We start from the raw sequence: 23,353 nt of genomic DNA, 5'->3' as shown, positions 1-23,353 counted from the left end.
AAATGAAGCGCCCAAGACCATCGCGGTAACCGTGCCGCCCGCGACCCCCGTAACGGCCCTGGTTGCGACCGTCACGGCCACAGGGCCCGTCGTAAAGGTGGGAACGACGGTTCAGACGAGCACGGCAACGGCGAATGACTTCACAGGTCCGGTGGCATATATCGTAACTGCCGGCGACAGCACAACGGCGACATATACCGTAACCGTAACCGTGGCCTCGGCCTCTGCCAAGGCCATTACCGCCTACTCGTTTGCCGGGTTTACCGATTCTGTAGGAATTATAAATGAAGCGGCCAAGACCATAGCGGTAACCGTGCCGCCCGCTACCCCCGTAACGGCCCTGGTTGCGACATTCACGGCCACAGGGCCCGTCGTAAAGGTGGGAACGACGGTTCAGACGAGCACGGCAACGGCGAATGACTTTACAAGTCCGGTGGCATACATCGTAACCGCGGCAGACAGCACAACGGCTACATATACCGTAACCGTAACCCTAGGGCTAGGTCCAGCTCCAGTGCCTCTTGGTTTGGCCGGCAACTATGCGATTTTTGCCCTCACGGGGATCGCCAATGCCACGGCCGGAACGGTGGTTACGGGCGATATGGGAGTAGGCCCGGGAGTCACCTCGAGTGCCATCACCGGTCCTTGGGCGCTGAACCTGCCCTTAGGGAGTGCATTTTCAACTTCCGCCGGTCAAGTAATCGGAAAGGTCTACGCATTTGACTATGCGGCCCCTACTCCGACTAACGTGACCACGGCCAAGGGCGACATGGAAACCGCGTACACCGACGCTGCCGGACGACCCGCAGGAGTTGGCGCCGCCTTCTTGAATGTCGGAACCGGAAATCTCGGTGGGCAAACGCTCCCCCCCGGCACCTATACGTGGGGCACCGCCGTGACACTGCCAGTTACAACCAATGTCACTCTTTCGGGTGGTCCGAATGACGTCTGGATCTTCCAGATCGCGTTAACTCTCACGACGGGCGCCAATACGAATGTGTTTCTGCTTGGCGGCGCACAACCCAAAAACATCTTCTGGCAGGTCGCCGGATCTGTGACGCTGGGAGCGAACGCGCACATCGAGGGCGTTGTACTGGCGAAAACTGCAATCAATTTCGGTAACAAGGCGTCGGCGAATAGCAGACTGCTGGCGCAGACTGCGGTCAATCTCGATCAGAACGCGGTCTCACAGCCGTAAGGCATGAGGTAATAGGCATGCAAGCAGGCAAGAAGGGAAGACAGGCTATACGTCATAATTCACCTGTCTCCCTTTTTGCTTCATCAAGACGTAGCAACATAAAGGAGGACGTACAATGAAAACAACTTATCGTGCAGCGCTGATGGTAGCTGCGTTTATTTTTCTCCTACCCTTGTCTGCTCGCTCCGAGATAAGGGCAGGATCGTTTGAAGTTGGCCCGTTCGCAGGGTACAATTTCTTCCAAGACAGTCAGAATCTGGCAAATCGCGCCGTATTTGGCCTGCGGCTTGGCTACAATTTCACGAAACATTTTGGTATTGAAGGCGCCGGGGAATTTATTCGCACCAATGTTGATGACAGGGCAAGAACGGGTCTGACGGAAGGGCAATTCGGAAGTCCCATGGATAGAGTGGACCTTACTACTTATCATCTCGATCTCGTCTATCACTTTATGCCCGAGGGTAAATTCACACCCTTTGTCCTGGCCGGTTTCGGGGGCGCCCACTATCGTCCCGAGATTTCGACGAAGGACATGGCCGCTTTTAATGTCGGTGTGGGAGCAAAGTACTGGGTGACGGACGATATCGCCTTCCGCTTCGATCTCAAAGATTATATGGTTACCGAGATTATGCAGGACACCTACCATAATGTCGGAGTTACAATTGGACTAACTATTGCGCTCGGTGGCCGGGCAAAACCGGCACCGGCACCTGTTGCGATGTATGAGGAAAAAAAGCCTGAGCCCGCGTCAGAGGTCAAGCCTGAAGTTAAGCCTTTGCCGCCACCACCGCCACCAATAGTCAAGGAGAAGGTTGTCATCATCGTAGCGGAAGAGCCAAAGATCGAGGAAAAGGTCATGGTCGCCGCAGCTGAGCCGAAGATCATTGTCTTGGCGTTTGAGGATGTACATTTTGATTTTGATAAATCTACCCTGAGGCCGGAAGCGCAGATCATACTGAAAAGGAACATCCAGCTTCTGATTGATAACCCCAAAGCTCAAATCCGCGTTGCCGGATATACCTCTGCTTCCGGCACGGAAGCCTACAACCAGAAGTTGAGCGAAAGAAGGGCAATTGCTGTCCAGGAATACCTCATTAACGAAGGCGTCATTACACGGGACAGGCTTTCCACAATCGGCTATGGCGAGAAAAGCCCGGCAGTCTATGAAGCAGCGCCTAAAGAGCTTTACTCGGCAGCGGCCAAGGCAAACATGAGGGTCCTCTTTGAAATAATCGTGAAATAGGAGCGTCGGGTTAAGGGTCCGGAAAGTGTTTTATGTACGAAGCAGCACCGAAAGAGATTTACTCAAAAGCAGCAAAGGCAAACAGGAAAGTTCTTTTTGAAATCATCTTGCAATAGGAGCACCGAAGCATGAGCAATATACAAGTGATGTTTGATCCCCAGACGATCGCACTGATCGGTGCAACTGAGAAGGAAGGCGCCGTCGGACGGACAATCCTGGAGAACCTGCTCCGGTCAAGTAAGAAGAAAATATTTCCGGTAAACCCCAATGCCGGCAAGGTGTTGAATGTGCAGAGCTATTCCAGCATCGCCGGCGTTCCCGAGCATGTGGATCTGGCCGTTGTGGCTACTCCCGCTCGCTCAGTGCCCGCACTGGTTGAGGAATGCGGTCAGGCAGGCGTTAGCGGGATAATAATAATCTCCGCCGGGTTCAAGGAGATAGGTGCAGAGGGCGTAAAGTTAGAGAGCGAAATCGAGGGCATCCGAAAAAAATATGGGATGCGTATTATGGGTCCGAATTGCCTCGGTTTTGTGCGACCCTCCCGGGGTTTGAATGCAACCTTTCTGCGGGGCGACCCTCCTCCGGGGAACATCGCCTTCATCTCTCAGAGCGGCGCCCTCGGCAGCGCGATACTCGATTGGGCAGTCAGCGCGGGGATCGGCTTCAGCATGTTTGCATCGCTGGGTTCCATGATTGATGTTGATTTTGGCGACATGATTGATTTTCTGGGAAATGACGAGAGTACCCGGAGCATCCTGGTCTATATGGAGAGTGTGGGCAACGCGAGAAAATTCATGAGTGCGGCCCGGGCGTTCGCACGCCGAAAACCTATTATTATTTTAAAGCCGGGACGATTCGCCGAGAGCGCCAAAGCAGCCCAATCTCACACCGGCGCTATGGCCGGGGACGACGCAGTATATGATGCAGCGTTCCGGAGGGCCGGCGTCGTGAGGGTCGGGGAAATAGCCGAACTATTCGCTGCCGCCGTGGTTCTTGATTCAAAGCGGCTGCCCGTTGGTCCGCGGCTCGCCATCGTAACATCGGCTGGCGGTCCTGGCGTAATGGCCACGGATGCCCTGATGCATCTGGGAGGGGAACTGGCAGAACTTTCTGAAGCGAGCATGAAACAACTCAATACATTATTGCCACCTTACTGGAGCAAGTCCAATCCTATAGACGTACTGGGAGACGCAACCATCGAAAGGTTCACGAAAGCAATCGCCATATGCCTCGACGACCCTCTGGTGGACGGAGTGCTCGTCATTTACGTGCCTTTGGATTTTGCCCCTTCAACTCAAGTTGCGCAAATGGTGGCCGATAGTGCGAAAAACGCCCGGAAACCTGTCATTGCAACATGGATGGGAGCAAAGGACGTCGAAGAAGGAAGGCGCATTTTTGTTGAGAACAACATCCCGAATTACGACACGCCGGAGGAGGCTGTCCGAACGTATGTGAATATGTGCAGGTATAAAAGACATCTCGATGAACTCTATGAGACCCCTGACGAGTTGCCGGCGCAACAGGCACCTTCGACAGGTCACCTGAAAGAGTATATCAAGATAGCCCTTAAGGAAGGAAGGACGATTCTTAACGAGGAGGAGTCCAAAGATTTCCTCATGACCTACGGTATTTCGGTGGCCATGGCGGAATTTGCCGGTAATCCCGAAACCGCGATAAGCATAGCAGAAAAGCTCGGTTATCCGGTTGTTATCAAGATCGCCTCAACTGACATCTCCCACAAAAGCGATGTGGGTGGCGTCATCACGGGCATTGATTCAAGTGCAGCCCTGAAGAAAGCCTATGAGAAGTTGATGCTAAGGGTGAAAAAAGGCGCCCCGGAAGCCGCCATATTGGGTGTCGTCGTAGAAAAGATGGTCACCGATGTTGACTACGAGCTCATTCTCGGGGCCAAAAAGGATAGAGATTTCGGTTCGGTGGTCCTCTTTGGGATGGGAGGCACTATGGCGGAGTTCATCAAAGATTTTTCGATCGGTCTCCCACCGCTAAACCGGACATTGGCAAAGATGTTGATACAGGATACGAAAGTTTTCAAAATGCTCCAGGGCTTTCGGGGCAAACCCGCGGCAGATTTTGAGGAGCTGGAGGCAATCCTTGTAAATTTTTCCAATCTTATCATTGACTTTCCTGAAATAGCAGAAATAGATATCAATCCCCTTGCCATATCCAATGGCAAAGCCACTGCCTTGGACGCAAGGATCATCATCAACAAGCAATATGCCACTGCTGACCGATCGCCCTACCCTCATTTAATTATTACACCCTATCCAACGAAGTACATCAAGCCCTGGCAACTTTCTGATGGAACCGCAGTGCTTTTGAGGCCCATAAGACCCGAAGATGAGCCTGCTGAGCATGAAATGCTCTCTTCCCTGTCTCAAGAAACATTGAGGACCAGGTTCTTTTCCCTTATCAAGGACATAAGCCATGAGTGGCTTATCCTTTTCTGCAATATTGACTATGACCGGCACATGGCAATCGTTGCGGAATTGCGTGAAGACGGCAAGAAAAAGATGATCGGGGTGGCACGACTGATGATGGACCAGAACCTGATGTCCGGCGAAGTAGCCTTTCTTGTCCATGACAGGTTTCAGGGGAAAGGCCTCGGTTATAAATTTGTCGAGATGCTCATTGAGATAGCCCGTGAAAGAGGCCTTGAAAACATCCGGGCAGATGTTCTTACGGAGAACAAGAAAATGCTCAGCATCTTCAGACGCTTGGGTTTTACAACGCGTTGCCTTCCCGGTGGCACGAGTGAAGCCCTGCTGATGCTGCAGGAACAAGGAGCCCCGGAAGAATGAACGGAGGGGCCGCAAGTAAAACAACATGGTGGCAAATGGGATAAGAGCATCGCTGGAAGATTTAAAGGAGAGAGTTCGGGCGCTATTTGCATCCCGGGACATATCGAAAAAAAAGGACTGCTTACCACCGAAAACGCATTTCAGTATCTGGTATTTTCTGATCTCCTTGCTGTTGTTTACCTATCTGCAACAATACTTTTTTTCTCCCAAGCTGGAGACGATTCCCTACAGCCAGTTCAAACAGCATCTCGTTTATGGCAATGATAGCCTGGCCCATCTCCTTTCGGAAAAAGAGATTGTGCAGGGTGAGGAGCTCAGGCAGATGCTAATAGCGAGGTTTGAAGAGTGAAGCTGATCAACAGGACCGGTTTCGTGAGCCTATCTCAATGGTGGACCGGGCTTCGCAGAAACGTTTTGACACAAAAATGTGCTGACGAGCCCCCGCTGCGAGCGGAGTTATTCAGCGCTGATCAGATGGAGCAGCATGGCAAGGCCCTCGCGAGCTCACATACGTTAAGTCCCGGGTACACTCCGGATCGTCTTCTGACACGGCTGGCGGAGAATGAAAGCATCCTGATCGGCGTCCAAAATTTGCTGACGGAGGCGGTTAAGGCAAACCGTCGGATTACGCCTGCTGGGGAATGGCTGCTTGACAATTTCTACCTGATTGAAGAGCAGATTCGCACCGCCAGAAGGCACTTGCCAATGGGATACAGCCGGGAACTCCCGCGCCTCCTGAATGGCCCGTCGGCTGCTCTGCCACGCGTATATGACCTTGCGCTGGAAATGATCTCCCATGGCGACGGGCGGGTAGATCCGGAGATCCTTGGCAGATTTGCCGCCGCCTACTTGACGGTCACCGCACTAAAATTAGGTGAGTTGTGGGCCATTCCCATTATGCTCCGTCTGGCGCTCATCGAGAATCTCCGGCGCATTGCCGCCCGCATTGCCGCCGATAGGATTGACCGCAGTCTGGCTGACTATTGGGCAGACCAGATGACGGAGAGCGCCGCAAAGGACCCGAAAAGTCTCATCCTGTTGATCGCCGACATGGCGCGATCGAACCCGCCGCTGGTGAGCCCGTTTATCGCAGAAATGGCTCGCCGCCTGCAGGGGAAGGGTCCTGCATTGTCATTGCCACTCACCTGGCTTGAGCAGCGGCTTTCCGAGAGCGGCCAGACGTTCCAGCAACTGGTTCAGGAGGAAAACCAACAGCAGGCCGCCGATCAGGTATCCATGAGCAACAGCATCGGCAGTCTTCGCTGCCTGGGTGCGATGGACTGGCAAGAGTTCGTCGAGACGATGAGCGTTGTTGAACAGACTCTACGAAAGGATCCCGGCAATGTTTACAGCAGAATGGATTTTTCTACCCGTGACCGGTATCGCCATGTCGTGGAAAAAATAGCGAAACACAGCCGCTTTTCCGAGAGCGAAGTGGCGCACAAAACGATCGGATTGGCGCAGGCGGAGGCCGATGAGAAAGGCAATGATGATCGTACTGCCCATGTCGGCTTCTACCTGATAGACAAGGGATTGCCAAAGCTCGAAGCGGCGCTGGCAGTACGCTTTTCCCCGCTTGAACATCTGCGGCGATGGAGCCGCCGGTGTCCTTCCCTCGTCTATCTGGGTACAATCACGCTGCTGACGGCAATCTTTGTCGAGGTAGGGATGGCAACATCGCGAGTCGGTGCTTTGCCGGGATGGTTAATTGTTCTGATCGGATTCCTCTCAGTGCTAAGCGCAAGTCAGCTTGCCGTTGCCCTGGTGAATTGGCTGGTGACGCTGCTGGCGATACCCCATTTGCTGCCGCGACTGGATTTCTCCAAAGGCATACCACCGGAATTCCGCACGCTGACGGTGGTTCCGACGATGCTGAGAAGCGCACAAAGTATCGCCGAACTGATGGAGGCGCTGGAAGTAAGGTTCCTGGCGAATCGGGACGTGAACATGCACTTTGGCCTGCTGACCGATTTTCAAGACGCCAAGGAGGAAGCGCTCCCTGAGGACGAACCGCTGTTGCAGTTGGCTCGGCAGGGGATCGAAGAACTGAATTACAAGTACGGCCATTCCCGAGGCGATACCTTCTTCCTGTTCCATCGCCCCCGTCGCTGGAATCCCCGGGAGCAAATCTGGATGGGTTATGAGCGTAAACGGGGCAAACTGGCGGATTTGAATGCCCTCCTGTCCGGTGGGAAGGACGCAATTGATCGTTTTTCTCTCATCATCGGTGACACGACTGCCTTATCGGACGTGAAGTATGTGATCACCTTAGACACGGATACGCAGTTGCCGCGCAATGCAGCCTGGCAATTTGTAGGCGCCATGGCGCACCCGCTGAATCGGGCGCGATACAGCGAAGATATGCAGCGAGTCTGTGAGGGGTACGCTATCCTTCAGCCGCGGGTCGCCGCAAGTCTGCCCGGCATGAACCGTTCGCGGTACGCGACCATGTGCGGCAGCGAACCCGGCATTGATCCCTATACCCACGTAGTTTCAGATGTATACCAGGACATGTTTGGCGAAGGCTCGTTCATCGGCAAGGGCATTTACGAGGTTGACGCCTTTGAGCGGACACTCAAAGGACGTTTTCCCGAGAACCGGATTCTTAGCCACGATCTGCTGGAAGGGTGTTACGCGCGGGCGGGGCTGTTGAGCGATGTGATGCTCTATGAAGAATATCCGTCTCGCTACAATGCCGATGTGAGCCGCCGGCATCGCTGGATCCGCGGCGATTGGCAGCTTCTGCACTGGTTGTTCTCGGGGGTTCCCGGCTTTGATCTGCACCTGCAAAAAAACCCGCTCTCCTGGTTGTCTCAATGGAAGATATTTGACAACCTGAGGCGCAGTCTCGTACCGGCGGCTTTGACACTCCTTTTGCTGCTGGGCTGGACGGTCTTGCCGGCGGCCTGCTTCTGGACGCTGGCGGTGCTGGGCGTAATCCTGATCCCCTCGGTCATTGTGTCGTTCGTAGAAGTGCTTCAGAAACCGGACGATGTACTGATAAGTCAGCACATCGCTGCCAATCTGCACTCCGTCGGGCGGCACATTGCCCAGGCGGCATTTACGCTCATCTGTCTTCCCTATGAGGCGTTTTTCAGTCTCGATGCCATTGTGCGCACGGGCTGGCGGATGCTGGTCACCCGCAAACGGCTCCTCGAATGGAATACGTCGAACGAGCGATATGGCAACGACCATGCGGACATTGGCTCCTGTTGCCGCTCCATGTGGATCGGTCCGTTTCTTGCCGGTATCACGGTTATTTATCTGGCTTTTGCGAGGCCCCTGTCATCAGCATCATTAGCGGTGGCCGGGCCCATACTGGGACTCTGGTTTGTTTCCCCGGTTGTCGCCTGGTGGATCAGTCTGCCGCTGGCTCGTCGCGAAGCAAAGCTGACGGCTGACCAGGTTACTTTTCTCCGGAAGGTTGCCCGCAGGACCTGGGCATTCTTTGAAACCTTCGTCGGCCCGGAAGATCATTGGCTCCCTCCTGACAATTATCAGGAACAGCCCGCTGCCGTAATCGCGCATCGCACGTCGCCGACCAATATGGGCCTGGCCCTGCTCGCAAATTTGTCTGCCTATGACTTCGGCTATATCCCGGCGGGACAACTCATCGAACGTACGGCACACACACTCGCTACGATGGCAGCATTGGAACGATACCGAGGCCACTTTTACAACTGGTACGATACGCAATCCCTGCAGACGCTGCAACCTGCTTACATTTCGACCGTGGACAGCGGTAACCTGGCCGGTCATTTGCTGACACTGCGGCAGGGACTGCTCGCACTTCCCGATGATCCGATCCTGGGAACGCGCATATTGGAGGGGATCAGCGACACAGTCCGTATCCTCGAGGACGTGGGTGGCAATACTGCTACCAACCAACTTGCTGAACTGCAAATACTGCTGAAGTCCGCCATCGCTTCCCCACCCTCCACGCTGGCGGCGGCGCGGTTGTGCCTTGAGCAGCTGGCAACGGCTGCCGCGGCAGTGGAGACGCGATGCCGTGCGCCTCTACCTGATGATCCCGACACCGCCCCCAAAAGCCAGAGTCAATGGTGGGCGCAGGCCCTGGCCAGTCAATGTCGGATTGTCTTTGAAGAATTGATGTTTCTTGCGCCTTGGCTATCATTGCCGGAATCGCCGCCTAAGAGGTTCGGCGCACTGCCGGACAGCGACGATATCCCCACGCTGCACCAATTGGCCAATCTTGGTGGAGGAACGCAGGTTGTGCGCCTTGGGAGGGACGCGTTGACGGAGGCAGGCCGACTTGCCCGCGGAAGGATTACTGCTATCGAAAAACTGGCACGGCAAATCACCGAACTTGCCCAGATGGAATACGGCTTTTTGTACGATGAGGTACGCCATCTCCTGGCCATCGGGTACAACGTTGGTGAACGTCGTCGTGATGAAAGTTACTACGATCTTTTAGCTTCAGAAGCAAGGTTCTGCACCTTCATAGCGATTGCCCAGGGACAGTTGCCGCAGGAGAGCTGGTTTGCCCTGGGACGCCTGCTTACCGCTGCTGGTGGAGAGCAGGTCCTCCTTTCCTGGAGCGGTTCGATGTTCGAATACCTGATGCCGCTCTTGCTGATGCCGACGTATGAACATACCCTGCTCGACCAAACATGCAAAGGGATAGTGGCCCGGCAGATCGAGTACGGGAAGAAACGCAAAGTGCCCTGGGGCAGTTCGGAATCGGGCTACAACGCAATTGACGTTCATCTCAATTACCAGTACCGCGCTTTTGGCGTACCCGGTCTGGGACTCAAACGCGGACTCGCCGAAGATCTGGTCATCGCTCCCTATGCCTCGGCGCTGGCGCTGATGGTGGCGCCAGAAGAGGCCTGTCTGAATCTCGAACGACTCGCTGCGGAGGGCTTGGCCGGACCATACGGATTCTATGAAGCCATTGACTACACGCCTTCCCGGCTGCCGCGCGGACAGTCAAGCGCCGTGGTTCGTTCCTTCATGGCTCATCATCAAGGCATGAGCTTCCTTTCTCTGGCCTATGTACTCCTGGACTGTCCGATGCAGAAGCGATTTGAGGCGGAACCGATGTTTCAGGCGACCATGCTGTTGCTCCAGGAGCGCATCCCCAAAGCGACGGCGTTCACGGCGCACACCGCCGAGCTTACGGAACGCCATGCTGAATTCCTGGACGCGCCGCCGCCGATACGCGTGTACGGCAGTCCGCACACGCCAAAACCGGAAGTGCATCTGTTGTCAAATGGCAGATACCATGTGATGATCACGAACGCGGGCGGCGGGTACAGCCGCTGGAAAGATATTGCCGTCACCCGCTGGCACGAAGACAGCACCTGTGATAATTGGGGCTCCTTCTGTTACCTCCGTGATGTGGCGAGCGGCGAATTCTGGTCAACGTCCTATCAGCCGTCGCTCAAACAAGCGGATACCTATGAAGCGATCTTTTCGGAGGACAAAGCGGAATTCCGTTGCGTCAACCACGCTTTGGACACGCACACGGAAATTGCCGTTTCGCCGGAAGATGACATTGAATTGCGGCGCATTACCATCTTCAACCGTTCCGGAAAACGCCGCTTCATTGATGTGACAAGTTATGCGGAGATCGTTCTTGCCCCGCCGGCCGCCGATGCGCTGCATCCGGCGTTCAGTAATCTCTTTGTGCAGACCGAGGTTCTGCGGCGGCAACAAGCTATTCTCTGCACCCGCCGACCCCGTTCCCAAGGAGAGCACGCGCCCTGGATGTTTCATCTGATGGCTGTGCATGGCGGCGATATCGGAGAAATCTCTTATGAGACCGACCGTCTGCGGTTCATCGGCCGCGGCCATACGGTTGCCGACCCGCAAGCGATGGGTAATCGGTCTGCTCTCTCCGGCAGTGAGGGGTCCGTGCTGGATCCGATCGTTTCCATCCGTTATCGCATCACACTCGCTGCCGATGAAACGGCTACGGTCAATATTGTTTCCGGCATGGGGGAAACACGCGAGGCAGCCTTAAACCTGGTCGAGAAATACCAGGATCGGCGTCTTGCAGACCGGGTCTTCGATCTGGCATGGACACACAGCGATATTTTTTTACGGCAGATCAATGCCACGGAGGCCGACGCGCAGCTTTACGGAAGCCTCGCCGGCTCGTTAATTTACGCCAATTATTCGCTCCGTGCCGATGCCAGCGTCATCATGAAGAATCGCCGCGGGCAATCCGGCCTCTGGGGCTACGCCATTTCCGGCGATTTACCCATTCTCCTCCTGCGTATTGAAGATCCGGCCAATATTACTTTGGTGCGTCAACTTATTCAGGCCCACACCTACTGGCGCTTAAAAGGGCTTGCGGTGGACCTGGTGATCTGGAACGAGGATCACGCCGGTTACCGGCAACAGCTTCAGGATGAAATTATGGGGCTCGTTGCCGCAGGCGTCAGCGCTCTCGTTACGGATCAACCGGGAGGGATTTTCGTAAGGCCAGCTGACCAAATATCCAATGAGGAGCGCATTCTGCTCCAAACAGTCGCTCGTGTCATCATCTCCGACCGCTGGGGGATTCTGACAGACCAGATGAATCGCAGGAAGATTGGGATAATTACCGTACCGCAGCTTACACCGACCCGGACAGACGGTGTTGTCCCCACGGCAGTTGCCGCCCTGCCTCGCCATGATCTGCTGTTTTTCAATGGACTGGGCGGATTCACCCCTGATGGACGCGAGTATATCATCACCACCACACCTGATCAGGTAACGCCGGCGCCCTGGGTGAATGTGCTGGCAAATCCGAATTTCGGGACCGTCATCTCGGAAAGCGGCTCCGCGTATACCTGGGCGGAGAATGCGCACGAATTCCGCCTTACTCCCTGGTATAATGATTCCGTAAGTGATACGAGCGGGGAAGTTTTCTACATCCGCGATGAAGAGTGTGGCCACTTCTGGTCTCCCATGCCGCTTCCCAGTCGGGGGACGATGCCATATGTTACCCGGCACGGATTTGGCTATAGCGTCTTCGAACATACTGAGGAGGGCATTTTTTCCGAGACCTGGGTCTATGTGGCTATGGACGCATCAGTCAAGTTTACGGTGGTAAAGGTAAAAAATATGTCCGGCCGATCACGCCGACTCTCTGTGACGGGATATGCGGAATGGGTTCTGGGAGATCTGCGACCTAAGACAGTCATGCAGGTGATCACGGAAATTGACCCCGTGAGCGGAGCGCTTTTCGCGCGGAACCCTTACAATACGGAGTTTCCTGACCGGACTGCCTTTTTCAGCGTTGACGAACCAACCCGAACGGTAAGCGGCGACCGGACGGAATTTCTGGGGAGAAACGGCACGCTTCGGAGTCCGGCCGCGATGACCCGGCTGCGGCTCTCCGGCCGAGTGGGGGCTGCCCTGGACCCTTGCGCTGCGATCCAGATTCCCTTCGATCTGGCCGATGGGCAAGAGCGCGAAATCATCTTCAAACTTGGCGTTGGGCGGGATGTCAAGGATGCCGGCAACCTGGTACGTCGTTGCCGCGGATCTGTGGCTGCACGCCAGGTGCTCGAAGCGGTCTGGCAATACTGGCAACACACGCTCGGTGAAGTGAACGTCGAAACGCCCGACCAGTCCCTCAACGTTCTGACCAACGGCTGGCTCGTGTACCAGACGCTGGCCTGCCGCCTGTGGGCGCGCAGCGGCTTCTACCAGTCCGGGGGCGCCTTTGGTTTTCGTGATCAATTGCAGGACGTAATGGCGCTCATCCATACTAAGCCGCGTCTTGTACGTGAGCACCTTCTTCTGGCCGCCGGTCGTCAGTTCCCTGAGGGAGATGTACAGCACTGGTGGCATCCTCCTTCTGGCCGCGGTGTGCGCACTCAATGTTCCGACGATTATCTCTGGCTGCCGTTCGCGATGTGCCGCTACGTCGGGAGCACAGGTGATTATGGCGTCTTGGATGAGACAATCCATTTCCTTAAGGGGCGCCCGATAAGCGAAAAAGAGGATTCCTATTACGATATGCCCGGCCAATCTCAGGAAGCGGCCAGTTTTTACGACCACTGCGTGAGAGCCATCCTGAAAGGTCTCAAGTATGGCGTACACGGACTACCGCTCATGGGCTCCGGCGACTGGAATGACGGCATGAACATGGTGGGGGTTGAGGGGGAAGGCGAAAGCGTCTGGCTGGGTTTTTTCCTGTATGCGGTACTCAGGCAATTCACTGAGGTTGCCCGCCGTCGCAGCGATCTGCCCGTTGCCGATCGCTGCGACGCAGAGGCGGATCACCTGCGCCGGAACATCGAGCAGCATGGCTGGGACGGGGCTTGGTACCGCCGCGCTTACTTCGACGATGGCGCGCCGCTGGGATCGCTGAGTAACCCAGAATGCCGAATTGATTCTATTGCCCAAAGCTGGTCTGTTCTCTCCGGCGCTGGCGACGACGCGCGCGCTCTCATGGCCATGGAGGCTGCGGATCAGTATCTTATCAACAGAGATCAGAATCTCATCCAGCTCCTGGCCCCACCCTTCGACAAGTCTGATTTGAATCCCGGCTATATCAAAGGATACGTCCCCGGTGTACGGGAGAATGGCGGGCAATACACCCATGCGGCGATTTGGATGGCGATGGCCTTTTCGAAATTGGGCGACAGTCGGCGCGCCTGGGAACTGATGGCCATGATCAATCCGGTGAATCACGCAAATTCTCCTGAGGCAATGGCGACTTATAAAGTCGAACCCTATGTCGTTGCGGCTGACGTCTACGCGCTTCCGCCGCACACCGGCCGGGGCGGCTGGACATGGTACACCGGGGCGGCCGGCTGGATGTACCGGTTGATCGTGGAATCACTCCTGGGGCTGAGGATGGAGGCCGATAGACTGAGTTTTGTACCACTTCTCCCGGCGGATTGGGAGGGTTTCAAGATGCACTACCGGTATCGGGAAACGGTATACCACATCGCTGTTATGCGCACACAGGCAGGCGATGGCGCAACGAGTGTGACCGTAGACGGCGCCCCGCAACAGGGTGCAACGATTACCCTTGTTGACGACCATCAGGAACACTCTGTAGACGTGAGAATTGGTCTCCACCAGGGATCATCGTGAATACGACCGGATGATCGAATCTTAGGCAACGATACATACTGGTAGCAGCTTTCAACCCGTAATTCTTAGCAAAAAAGACGTCTCAGGATATTTTCTTCAAAGTGTTAGGCAACGGTAATCATAAAAAGTAATGATTACTGGTTATAAGTTGCACAAGACGCGTCAGCCTTCCATCTTAAAGTCCTTCTCATTGAAAAGACTCATACAGGTATCCACCACCTCAGAGTCATAGAAGGTAGTCCTGCTCTTGGCAATCTTCTCGTAGAACATCCTTTCAAAGGGCTCTTGGAGAAGGCTCATCGCCCCCCGGAGCACCTTAAAATGCACCGACTTCAGGTGGGTCATAAGGTTCTCCTGGGTATCCCATTCTTCAAGAAGAAAGAGTCGATTTTCATCCTCGATACTCTGGCAGAAATCGCAGCACTTGCATCCCTTCTCCATCCTTATGGAGCCGGAGAGTGCAGAAATCGTCTGTGACAACTCCATGCGCTTTTTGGAAGGGACCTTCATTTGTAAGATTACTAAGATCATAAGAACGACCATTATTCGTATGATTACAAAAATTTAGCGGCAAATGGCTTGCCAACAGCCGAAGGGAAATCAGAAGTTTGGATTCATTCTTTAATAACAGGCGATTAGATTAACGGGAGAGAACAGCAGCAAAGCATGAAATGATTCGCTTAGCCTCTATATATAGTGGAACCTCGATATATTGAGGGATATGTTGAAGGGAGGGGACAGTTTAATCTGGTTTTTTTATGTCTCCGGTCGGACTATCTTGAGCTTGTGCATTCTTGCTCGCAAGGTGCTCGGATGGAGGCCCAGAATTGCTGCGGCCCCGTTCGTTCCTTCGATGTGCCAGTTGGTTTCAGCAAGGATTTTCATAATCTGGTTGCGCTCCGTCTCTTCCAGAGTCCCTAAGGTGGATAAAAGTGCGGGAGATGATACTTTCAGTTTGTCTGTCAGTTGCAAAATGGACCCCGTGCACAAAATCACGGCCCGTTCAATGATGTTTTCCAGCTCCCGCACGTTTCCGGGCCACGGGTAACTCAGTAGTGCCTTCATCGCCTCCTTCTGGATTGAGGTAATCTGTTTGCCCATTTTCCGGGAAAACCGCTCCAGGAAGGCTTCAACCATCAGGGCAATGTCGTCCTGCCGCTGCCGTAAGGGCGGGACCGTGATGGGAAAGACGTTGAGCCGGTAGTAAAGGTCCTGCCGGAACCGGCCCTTGCGGATCTCCTCCTCCAGGTCGCGATTGGTCGTGACCACGATCCGCACATCAACTTTGACGGTATGGGACGATCCCAGACGCTCAAACTCTTTATTCTGAATCACCCGGAGCAGCTTGGCCTGCACCTCCATGGGCAGCTCTCCGATCTCGTCCAGGCACAGGGTGGAACCATTGGCAACCTCAAACCGGCCGATCTGCAGGGTATCGGCCCCGGTAAATGCCCCCTTCTCCCGACCGAAGAGTTCGCTCTCAATCAAATTGCCCGGCAAGGCGGCACAGTTAACCGTGATCAGCGGCCGTTCCCTGCGGGGACTCATGTCATGGATGGCGGCGGCTATCAGCTCCTTCCCCGTACCGGTCTCGCCAAGGATGAGGACCGTTGTGTCCCCGGAAGCAACCTGTTCCGCTCTATAGAGAACATACTTGAGGCCATCGCTTTGCCCGATGATATGCCCAAAACGATTTATCATTTTGTTTTTTTGACGGAAATAAATATTCTCGATCTCCAGCTGGTCTTTCATCGCTTTGATTGCAGAAAGAGCCGTCTGCAGTTCGATCGTCCGCTCCTCCACTTGTTGTTCCAGTTCGTTGCGAGATTCTTTTGAAACCTCATCCATCTTCTTGCGCTCGGTTATTTGAGCCTGCAATAATTCGCTAGCCTCGTGTAAGCGCCGCTCCGTGGCACCAAGCCTCGTCCGAAGTTCTTCCACCTCAAGGCGAAGCTGTTGCTTTGTTTGGGGGTTTGTTTTGGGTTTTCTTTTTATAATATCAGTTATCATCTGATCGGCCTAAGATATTTAGATTTCATTACAAAGACGTATGATAAACTGAAACGAGTACCCCAAAATGCGTAAACGTATTGGCTTGCCAAGAAAGATATTCATGCTTTCAGTGCTTTTGACGTAAAGATATTTTGTATAACTATCCGGTTACGTTTTGATAAACGCAATACCTAATTATTACTAGGTTAATTCAGGCAATAACTTGATCTTATGTGAAGGTTAATAGGTGGGCTCGAAGGTTGGCTTTATGATTCTTTAAACTAAGTTTATTTCTAAGACTATTTCTATGGAATACCACAGTTTTTATTGATATATTTAGCAACACGGCGATCTCTTTAGTTGATTTCCCTTCCTTAACAAGAGAAGCAACCTGAACCTCCCTGTGAGTAAGATTTAAATATCTCATTTTCAAATGATAGAGGAAGGAAGAGGCGATATTGTCAAGATTTGTTTCAATAACAAATAAGTAAGAGGCTTGATGATCAGATAATTGTGTCTTCTTCAATTTATCAATGTAGGGTAAAACAAGTTCCCTGATGTTAGATAAAATCTTTTCCTCAAGTTCTATCCTTCCTTCCTCCACACGTTTCAGTAATACGTTCAATGCCGAATTGACTTCTTCAAGGTTTTCAGTTTTTGACTTCAGTTCCCTCTCGCTTTTCCTCAGCGCCTCCTCCGCCTGCTTGCGATCGGTGATATTGCGGATGTTACATTGGATCACCTTATCCCCATTAACCTTGTAAACGTTGCTAACAAACTCAACGGCAATAGGTTTTCCTTCTTTTGTCTCCAGAGGCAAATCTTTGTACCGGATATATCCCTTGTCCTGTAACTCTTCAAAGGCAGTTTGATTAAAGACTTTGTCTTTGAAAGGACTGACCTCCCAGAGTTTCATTCCCACGAACTCTTCACGAGAGTAATGCAACATATCTATCATGTAAGGATTGACGTCATCGATCTCCCCAGTTTCCGCATTGAGAATTAATATCCCGTCCTGGGCCGATTCAAAGAGACGTCGGTATCGGGTTTCAGATGCTTGCAACACCTGTAAGGAACTTTTGGTCTCAGCTTCATTTCCCATTAGTAAATCCTTCTCGAATCACAACCATTAAAAACCTGAAGTTGCCATACATAGCGGCAGTGATCAGATAGTCGATGATAAAAACTCGTTTGGATGTTATACGGTTGAATCATCTTGCCAGCAGTGCAAAGGGCTTGCCAATAGCCGAAGGAAAATCAGAATCTTTGATTCATCATTTAATAACAGATGGTTAGATTAATAGGAAGAACAGCAGAAAAGCATGAAACGATTCATTTGGCCTCGATATTTAGCGGCACCTCAACATATTGAGGGATACTTGGAGAAAAGCTACTTGGATATTAAAGAGATTTTGGCCATTCATTACCAGAATAAATCATGACTATTTCATGACTCTGCCGGATTGCGTAGTTCAGGAAGCACATTTCCCTCCCGCTCACCGAAATAATCGTCCTCTCCAGTTTGCAACTTTCTACCCGAAATCCTCAGGGAAAATCAAGGGGAAAATTAAACGTTTCGGCCATTTCTAGCACCTACTTATCTTCATTCCAGGGTGGCCACACAAGATGAAGATTACTCGTTAAAAGCAGCAGTGTTTATAGGCAAATGCCATGAGGTATTCGTGGCCGCAGTCTTTGCATTTCACGCTGGCAAAGCCGTTGTGCAGATCGCCGCAGTCGGTATGAGGGAACGCCGCTCTGCCCTGGCTCTGGCTTCGCCTGGTTTGCTTCGCGACGTGTCATCCGCCTAAGTGATGCTTGAGACAGGCGACCACTTCCGACAGTACGATCGGCTTGGCCAGAAAGGGACGCCCCCCGATCAGCCCACCACCCGCCTCAACTTCTCCTATCGTGACGGCCGCCGTCAGAAACACAACCGGCACGGCTTTCAATTTTGGGTTCGCCTGAAAACAAGCGGCCAATTCCCCGCCGTCCATACCCGGCATCATCACATCCAGCAGGATTAAGTGCGGCTGAAATTCCTCCGCCGCGGAAAGTGCGGCCATGGCGTCATTTTCTACCCTGACCACGTAACCGTTGGTCCGTTCCAGGTAAAGTTTCACCAGCTGGGTATCACTGGCTCGGTCGTCCACAAACAGGATGCGTTTCCTCTCCGTTTTCATCGTCGTTTTCATAGTCACACTCATGTTGTCACCTCGTTGGAGTCGAGTAGACCGGTTTCTCCAGATACCGCAGGTTGACTTTTGTTTTCTCCGGTTACCGCATGGTTTCCCGGCGGTACCGCAATATCACAACGATCTATCCGTTGGTCCCGTGTCACCTCGCATTACAGGTCATCATATCATAACAATCGTGGAAACAACATTATTGATAACCATTGGAAGTCAAGCATTTTCAGCAATCTTGACGTCTTTAGGACTTCAGGAAGATAAGTTCAGCCCCGATCATCGGAAAATCACTCTCCCAAATCGGACACGGACATCAGAATGCTCAGCATATAAAACACCATCACTCCAATTCAATGCACGGCAAGGAAACCCATCGCTTCCATGACGCCACCCTGTTTATAGGGCACGCCATTCAGGGCAAACCCCATTTCGACTCCAGCCAAGGTCCCGATCAACATCAGGTCATTGAAATCTCCCAGGTGACCGATCCGGAACACCTGGTCCTTCAGTATCCCCAGACCGCTCCCTAGGGACATATTAAATTTCTCCAGCACGGTATCACGGTAGACGTCCGCCCCCTTCTTCTCCGGCATCACGACCGTCGTAAGCACTGGGCTGTACTCCTCCGGATCGAGGCAACAGATTTCCATACCCCATGTACGGACCGCCCGGCGCGTGGCTTCGGCATGTCGCTCGTGACGCCTGAAAACATTGTCGAGCCCCTCTTCCGCAAGCATTTTGAGGCTTTCCCTCAGGCCGTAGAGCAGATTGGTGGCCGGAGACGAAGGGAAAAATCCTCCTTTATTTGCAGCCAGCATCTCCTCCCATCCCCAGTAAGACTTGGGAAGCTTCGCAATTGTTGCCGCTGTTAACGCCTTGGCGCTGATCGCATTCAATCCGAGTCCTGGCGGCAGCATCAGCCCTTTCTGGGAGCAGCTTATTGTCACATCGACCCCCCATTCGTCATGGTGGTAATCAATTGAGCCCAAGGACGAGATGGTATCAACCATGAAAAGCGCCGGATGGCCGGCGCGGTCCATCGCCTTCCTGATTGCGGCGATGCGGCTCGTCACGCCGGTCGAGGTCTCGTTGTGGACGACCATGACCGACCGGATCAGATGATTCCTGTCCTCGGCCAGCTTGGTCTCGACGACAGAGGGATCAACTCCGTGTCGCCAGTCGCCAGGGACGAAATCGACCTCCAGCCCCAATCGGACGGCCATGTTTTTCCAGAGGGTCGCAAAGTGACCTGTCTCGAACATCAACACCTTATCGCCGGGAGAGAGCGTATTGACCAGCCCCGCCTCCCAAGCACCTGTTCCCGAAGAGGCAAAGATGATAACAGGTCCAGCAGTCTTGAAAACCGGCTTGAGCCCGCTGAGCACCTCAAATACCAGCGCCTTGAATTCCGGCCCCCGGTGATCTATGATCGGCTTTGCCATCGCCCGAAGTACCTGCTCGGGTATATTAGTCGGTCCTGGAATCTGTAAAAAATGTCGACCGCTTGGATAGGACATATCGTGGTCTCCTAAAATATACCGCGGAGTGTAAGAAAATGTGGGGCGGGCTGTCAAGAATTTTGTTTAAGAACGTTGTTTGAATCGAGTAGACAGGTTTTTTCTGATATACAAGTTGATGTGATACATTATCTTAACTATTACCATTCGAAATCAAGCATTTTCTTCAAGCTTGACTTTTTACTGACTTCAGGAAGCACGCCTGCACTCTACAGAACTGGAAATCCGCTGTCAAGTTTTTCCACGTTTCCTACCGTAATTGCGCCGACGGTCCCTCCACCTTTCCATTGGTTATCAATGAGGCTGAGCTTGATCAAATATCAATGAAGTCGCGCATCTAACACCACAACTATTGACATCCCTCACATAATGGGCTCTGTGTATTACGATTTGAAATGGAGCAATAATTTTTAGAGTGAACAGGGCTTCGCTGTGTACCCGAATAGAGAAAATGACCAATTAATCTATTTTCCGGAACGCACCGGGAGCGCCCGGTGGCTGTAGTCGATGGACTGGAGAAACCATTCCCTGACGCCAGTAAGGAAACTGAAGGGGACAGCCTCGGATCCGCGAGTTTCCGATGCCCACACCCACCAGCAACTCACAGTTATTAAATTAGTCAAATGTACTTTGGCGGTATCACCACTTGCTGCGCAAACTGGCGTATAACCGATACCCTTATTATACAGACCCGCAAGCTCGTCTCGTGTTGGCATCCGCCAATCCGTATAACCACCACCCCGGTAATTCTCACAATAGCTCTTGGCATTTGCCCAGTTGATTTTGCTACCATTGTCTTTTGCTGCCCACATCAGGTTTGTCTTGGTGTCCAGAACCGTCCCGTTGTCATAGACGATGAAGTAACCGTCTCTTTTAATCTCATTGGTCGTGGAGACCGGGGGGCGTGACAGAGCATAGTCCTGTTGGGCTTGAGCAGGCGCAGGTCTCTCCACTACCGCTGCCTGTGGACCGCTGGGGACAAAATAGAAATCCCCCTTCAAGGATGACGATTCCCAAGGAACCTGTTTCCCCCCTGTCTCGCTATCCAGCTTCAGTCTGACCCGTTTGAAAACGGTCTCAATAGGCACCCCCGGCGTCTGCATATATTGTAGAAGAGCGCCTGTATAGGGGCTGTTCCTCCCATCTCCATCTCTCGCGATATCTCCGGGAGCCGTCGCGTATGAAATAAAAGCACCCTTCGGCACTTGGCCAATGATGGCCAATCCTCGGCTCTCGCTTCGGAAACTCCGGGCAAAGGGATTGTTACGGCAGGCATCGAGAAGAACGATGTTAAGACCGTTGTTGGCGTGGTCCATTTCGGACAGGATACGACCTGCATCAATGGCTTCAAAACGGACATCCTCTTCCTTCTCAATACGCGCTGATACGGGAATGAGGTAGTTGCTTCCTCCCGTCTGGATGCCATGCCCGGCGAAATAGAACAGTCCCACATCACTCCGTGTAAGACTTCTGCCGAACTCCCGCACCGCTTCGTCCATCTCCCGCTGGCTGGCATTGGTCTTGAGGATTACCTTGAAACCCAAATGCTTCAGGATTGCCGCCATGTCTGTTGCGTCGTTCACCGGATTCTTCAGGCGGCCCGTCTCATATGAACCGTTACCGATAACAAGGGCTGTCCGCCGCTCAGGGGCAGAACTCAATCCGGGCAAGACTTCTGCCGACTCCCTCTGGCCAGCATTGCTCTTGAGGATTTCGGGTTGCGTGGGCAATTCCCTCTTGATCTCGGGTGGCGGTTTTAGACGTGCGGCAATCAATGGAGATGGGTAGATTAAAGCAAATATAAACAGGACAAGGAAGATTCTTATAGGCATGGCTTGCATAGAAATATTCCCCTCATTAGCGAAACCATATTCCTTATACTTCAACGATCACCAAATGGCAATTAGATGTTAAGGATTTCCGTTTGAACAGTTGAATGGACGGGAAAAAGAAGGCGTGCAACATTACAGGAAGATACGAATACCTCTAACGGCTTGAATAATCACCCTATTAAAACCGCACCTTTGAAGTAGTAAGTGTTTAAACCGAGTTACTTACAGCACCTGCCTTATGGTGAGGCGAGAGCAAAAAATAATGAATATCGCGTAAAGTTCATTATGTATGACAATTTGTGTTTCGAAGGAAGCATTGCATGGAGCTTCCAAAGACTAATATAACACTACCACCGAAATTCCTCTGCAGACTATAAAGTCTGAGTGGCAGAGAGTATTGTAATTGCCAATGCGGCCCTTGCCCATGAAAATTTTGCCTTAATTGTATCAAAATCAGGGCCGGAGGTTATAAAGGCCGCTGTGCCCTTGATGAGGAAGCCAGTGCCAGGGCCGTTTTTCCCAGCGACCTTGCTACTACCCATTGTGATTAGCACGTTATTGTTTGTTGCAATATTAGCCTCCGTTACTTGCATGTAACCGGCAGGAATCAATAAACGCTCATCATTGGTAATCTTTATATAACTGTTCCATGTGTTAACCATGTGTGGTCCATCCTGTCCTAAAGTTGCAATGGCAACCACCCCATCATGTTTCAGTACTTCCCGCAGTTTTTCCGGAATCATCGCGATGCCCTCCTAATACTTGTTTGGTTATAAAGCTTTTACCCGCGCGCGAAGCACCTTAAGCCAAGAAAACCGATTCCTCTCGATTTACAATTTAATACTGGTTTTCCTCAATCCACAGCACTTTAAGCATTTCTGTGGGAACTCTCGCATGGTTCTCGAAATCCGTCAATTATTAAGTTCAGGAAGGAAGATACCACCTCCCGCTAAAAAAATCACGCTCAAAATATTCACCTTTCCATTGGTTATCAATAGGGCCAATCGTGATAAAATATCAATGAAATCGCACATCTATCACCTCACTTGGCTGTATCAATGAGAATCAATTAGTACCTTTTGAAGTAGAGCATGACCGGGCGGCTGAGGAGCGCTGTCAATCGTCCGCTCCAGCCTTTGGTCCGCTTTCCGTCGCATTTTCTCCGCCTTCTTTGAGCCAGAGGGTCGGCAGAGCCAGATTCCAGTGCAGAGCGGCAAGCCGACTCACTAAAGTGACCGAGGTGGCTACCAACACGATGATAAAACTTGGCAACCGAAGATGATACAGGAACGCAAGCAGAACCGCGCCACATAAGCTCGCCGATGCATAGACTTCCCGGCGAAAAATCAGCGGTATCTCCCTCGAAAGCACGTCACGAAGGATGCCGCCAACCACGCCCGTAGTCACGCCCATGACGATTCCGATACTGTACGCATGCGTTTCCTGGAGTCCCCTCTGAAACCCTATGACCGTGAAACCCGCGAGGCCAACCGCATCCGCATA

General features: G+C 52.7%; 14 protein-coding genes. 6 read left to right on the top strand and 8 right to left on the bottom strand.

Annotated elements, in window-relative coordinates:
• From NT140_07140 to NT140_07120, 5 genes are all read left to right on the top strand, one after another.
• Window positions 1–1,198 (top strand): ice-binding family protein (locus tag NT140_07140; GenBank protein ID MCX5831647.1); only part of this gene is annotated, 1,198 nt, incomplete at its 5' end.
• 115 nt (window positions 1,199–1,313) lie between these two features.
• Window positions 1,314–2,441 carry an OmpA family protein gene (locus NT140_07135; GenBank protein ID MCX5831646.1) on the top strand — a complete coding sequence of 376 codons (1,128 nt, stop codon included), beginning with the start codon at window positions 1,314–1,316 and terminating at the stop codon, window positions 2,439–2,441.
• Between the two features lie 128 nt (window positions 2,442–2,569).
• The gene (locus NT140_07130; protein MCX5831645.1) at window positions 2,570–5,260 is read left to right on the top strand and encodes a bifunctional acetate--CoA ligase family protein/GNAT family N-acetyltransferase; all 2,691 of its coding nucleotides are present in this window, start codon (window positions 2,570–2,572) and stop codon (window positions 5,258–5,260) included.
• Window positions 5,261–5,285: 25 nt separating this feature from the next.
• Window positions 5,286–5,609 carry a hypothetical protein gene (locus tag NT140_07125; protein MCX5831644.1) on the top strand — a complete coding sequence of 108 codons (324 nt, stop codon included), beginning with the start codon at window positions 5,286–5,288 and terminating at the stop codon, window positions 5,607–5,609.
• Between the two features lie 125 nt (window positions 5,610–5,734).
• The gene (locus NT140_07120; GenBank protein MCX5831643.1) at window positions 5,735–14,320 is read left to right on the top strand and encodes a cyclic beta 1-2 glucan synthetase; all 8,586 of its coding nucleotides are present in this window, start codon (window positions 5,735–5,737) and stop codon (window positions 14,318–14,320) included.
• A 162-nt stretch (window positions 14,321–14,482) separates the two neighbouring features.
• On the opposite strand, the gene NT140_07115 is transcribed toward NT140_07120, so the two are convergent.
• From NT140_07115 to NT140_07105, 3 genes are all read right to left on the bottom strand, one after another.
• Window positions 14,483–14,851 (bottom strand): antibiotic biosynthesis monooxygenase, encoded by a 369-nt coding sequence (locus tag NT140_07115; protein ID MCX5831642.1) that lies wholly within the window; start codon window positions 14,849–14,851, stop codon window positions 14,483–14,485.
• Window positions 14,852–15,076: 225 nt separating this feature from the next.
• Window positions 15,077–16,330, bottom strand: a complete 1,254-nt coding sequence (locus NT140_07110; GenBank protein ID MCX5831641.1) for a sigma 54-interacting transcriptional regulator — start codon at window positions 16,328–16,330, stop codon at window positions 15,077–15,079.
• A 211-nt stretch (window positions 16,331–16,541) separates the two neighbouring features.
• Window positions 16,542–17,414 (bottom strand): PAS domain S-box protein, encoded by an 873-nt coding sequence (locus NT140_07105; protein ID MCX5831640.1) that lies wholly within the window; start codon window positions 17,412–17,414, stop codon window positions 16,542–16,544.
• A 580-nt stretch (window positions 17,415–17,994) separates the two neighbouring features.
• Between NT140_07105 and NT140_07100 the strand changes: the two genes are divergently transcribed.
• Window positions 17,995–18,123 carry a hypothetical protein gene (locus NT140_07100; protein ID MCX5831639.1) on the top strand — a complete coding sequence of 43 codons (129 nt, stop codon included), beginning with the start codon at window positions 17,995–17,997 and terminating at the stop codon, window positions 18,121–18,123.
• Here NT140_07100 and NT140_07095 read toward each other — a convergent pair.
• The 5 genes from NT140_07095 to NT140_07075 all read right to left on the bottom strand — a co-directional run.
• On the bottom strand, window positions 18,112–18,519 hold the full coding sequence (locus NT140_07095) for a response regulator (protein MCX5831638.1): 408 nt from the start codon (window positions 18,517–18,519) through the stop codon (window positions 18,112–18,114). The two genes, NT140_07100 and NT140_07095, sit on opposite strands and share 12 nt — an antisense overlap.
• A gap of 332 nt (window positions 18,520–18,851) precedes the next feature.
• Window positions 18,852–20,018, bottom strand: coding sequence for an aminotransferase class V-fold PLP-dependent enzyme (locus tag NT140_07090; protein ID MCX5831637.1), 1,167 nt, complete (start codon window positions 20,016–20,018; stop codon window positions 18,852–18,854).
• A 464-nt stretch (window positions 20,019–20,482) separates the two neighbouring features.
• A complete protein-coding gene (locus tag NT140_07085; protein ID MCX5831636.1) occupies window positions 20,483–21,859 on the bottom strand; it encodes a caspase family protein in 1,377 nt (458 codons plus the stop codon).
• A 362-nt stretch (window positions 21,860–22,221) separates the two neighbouring features.
• Window positions 22,222–22,593, bottom strand: a complete 372-nt coding sequence (locus NT140_07080) for a pyridoxamine 5'-phosphate oxidase family protein (GenBank protein MCX5831635.1) — start codon at window positions 22,591–22,593, stop codon at window positions 22,222–22,224.
• A gap of 373 nt (window positions 22,594–22,966) precedes the next feature.
• Window positions 22,967–23,353 (bottom strand): TRIC cation channel family protein (locus tag NT140_07075; protein MCX5831634.1); only part of this gene is annotated, 387 nt, incomplete at its 5' end.

Source organism: Deltaproteobacteria bacterium (assembly GCA_026388415.1).
Lineage (GTDB): Bacteria > Desulfobacterota > Syntrophia > Syntrophales > JACQWR01 > JAPLJV01.
This window is presented reverse-complemented; position numbering and strand designations above follow the sequence as displayed.

Bases quoted from the DNA above. Each gene is read 5' to 3' on its own strand.
- NT140_07095 (MCX5831638.1), bottom strand. From the start codon at position 18,519: ATGAGTGTGACTATGAAAACGACGATGAAAACGGAGAGGAAACGCATC.
- NT140_07115 (MCX5831642.1), bottom strand. From the start codon at position 14,851: ATGATCTTAGTAATCTTACAAATGAAGGTCCCTTCCAAAAAGCGCATG.
- NT140_07105 (MCX5831640.1), bottom strand. From the start codon at position 17,414: ATGGGAAATGAAGCTGAGACCAAAAGTTCCTTACAGGTGTTGCAAGCA.
- NT140_07125 (MCX5831644.1), top strand. From the start codon at position 5,286: ATGGTGGCAAATGGGATAAGAGCATCGCTGGAAGATTTAAAGGAGAGA.
- NT140_07080 (MCX5831635.1), bottom strand. From the start codon at position 22,593: ATGATTCCGGAAAAACTGCGGGAAGTACTGAAACATGATGGGGTGGTT.
- NT140_07085 (MCX5831636.1), bottom strand. From the start codon at position 21,859: ATGCAAGCCATGCCTATAAGAATCTTCCTTGTCCTGTTTATATTTGCT.
- NT140_07130 (MCX5831645.1), top strand. From the start codon at position 2,570: ATGAGCAATATACAAGTGATGTTTGATCCCCAGACGATCGCACTGATC.
- NT140_07110 (MCX5831641.1), bottom strand. From the start codon at position 16,330: ATGATAACTGATATTATAAAAAGAAAACCCAAAACAAACCCCCAAACA.
- NT140_07120 (MCX5831643.1), top strand. From the start codon at position 5,735: ATGGAGCAGCATGGCAAGGCCCTCGCGAGCTCACATACGTTAAGTCCC.
- NT140_07090 (MCX5831637.1), bottom strand. From the start codon at position 20,018: ATGTCCTATCCAAGCGGTCGACATTTTTTACAGATTCCAGGACCGACT.
- NT140_07135 (MCX5831646.1), top strand. From the start codon at position 1,314: ATGAAAACAACTTATCGTGCAGCGCTGATGGTAGCTGCGTTTATTTTT.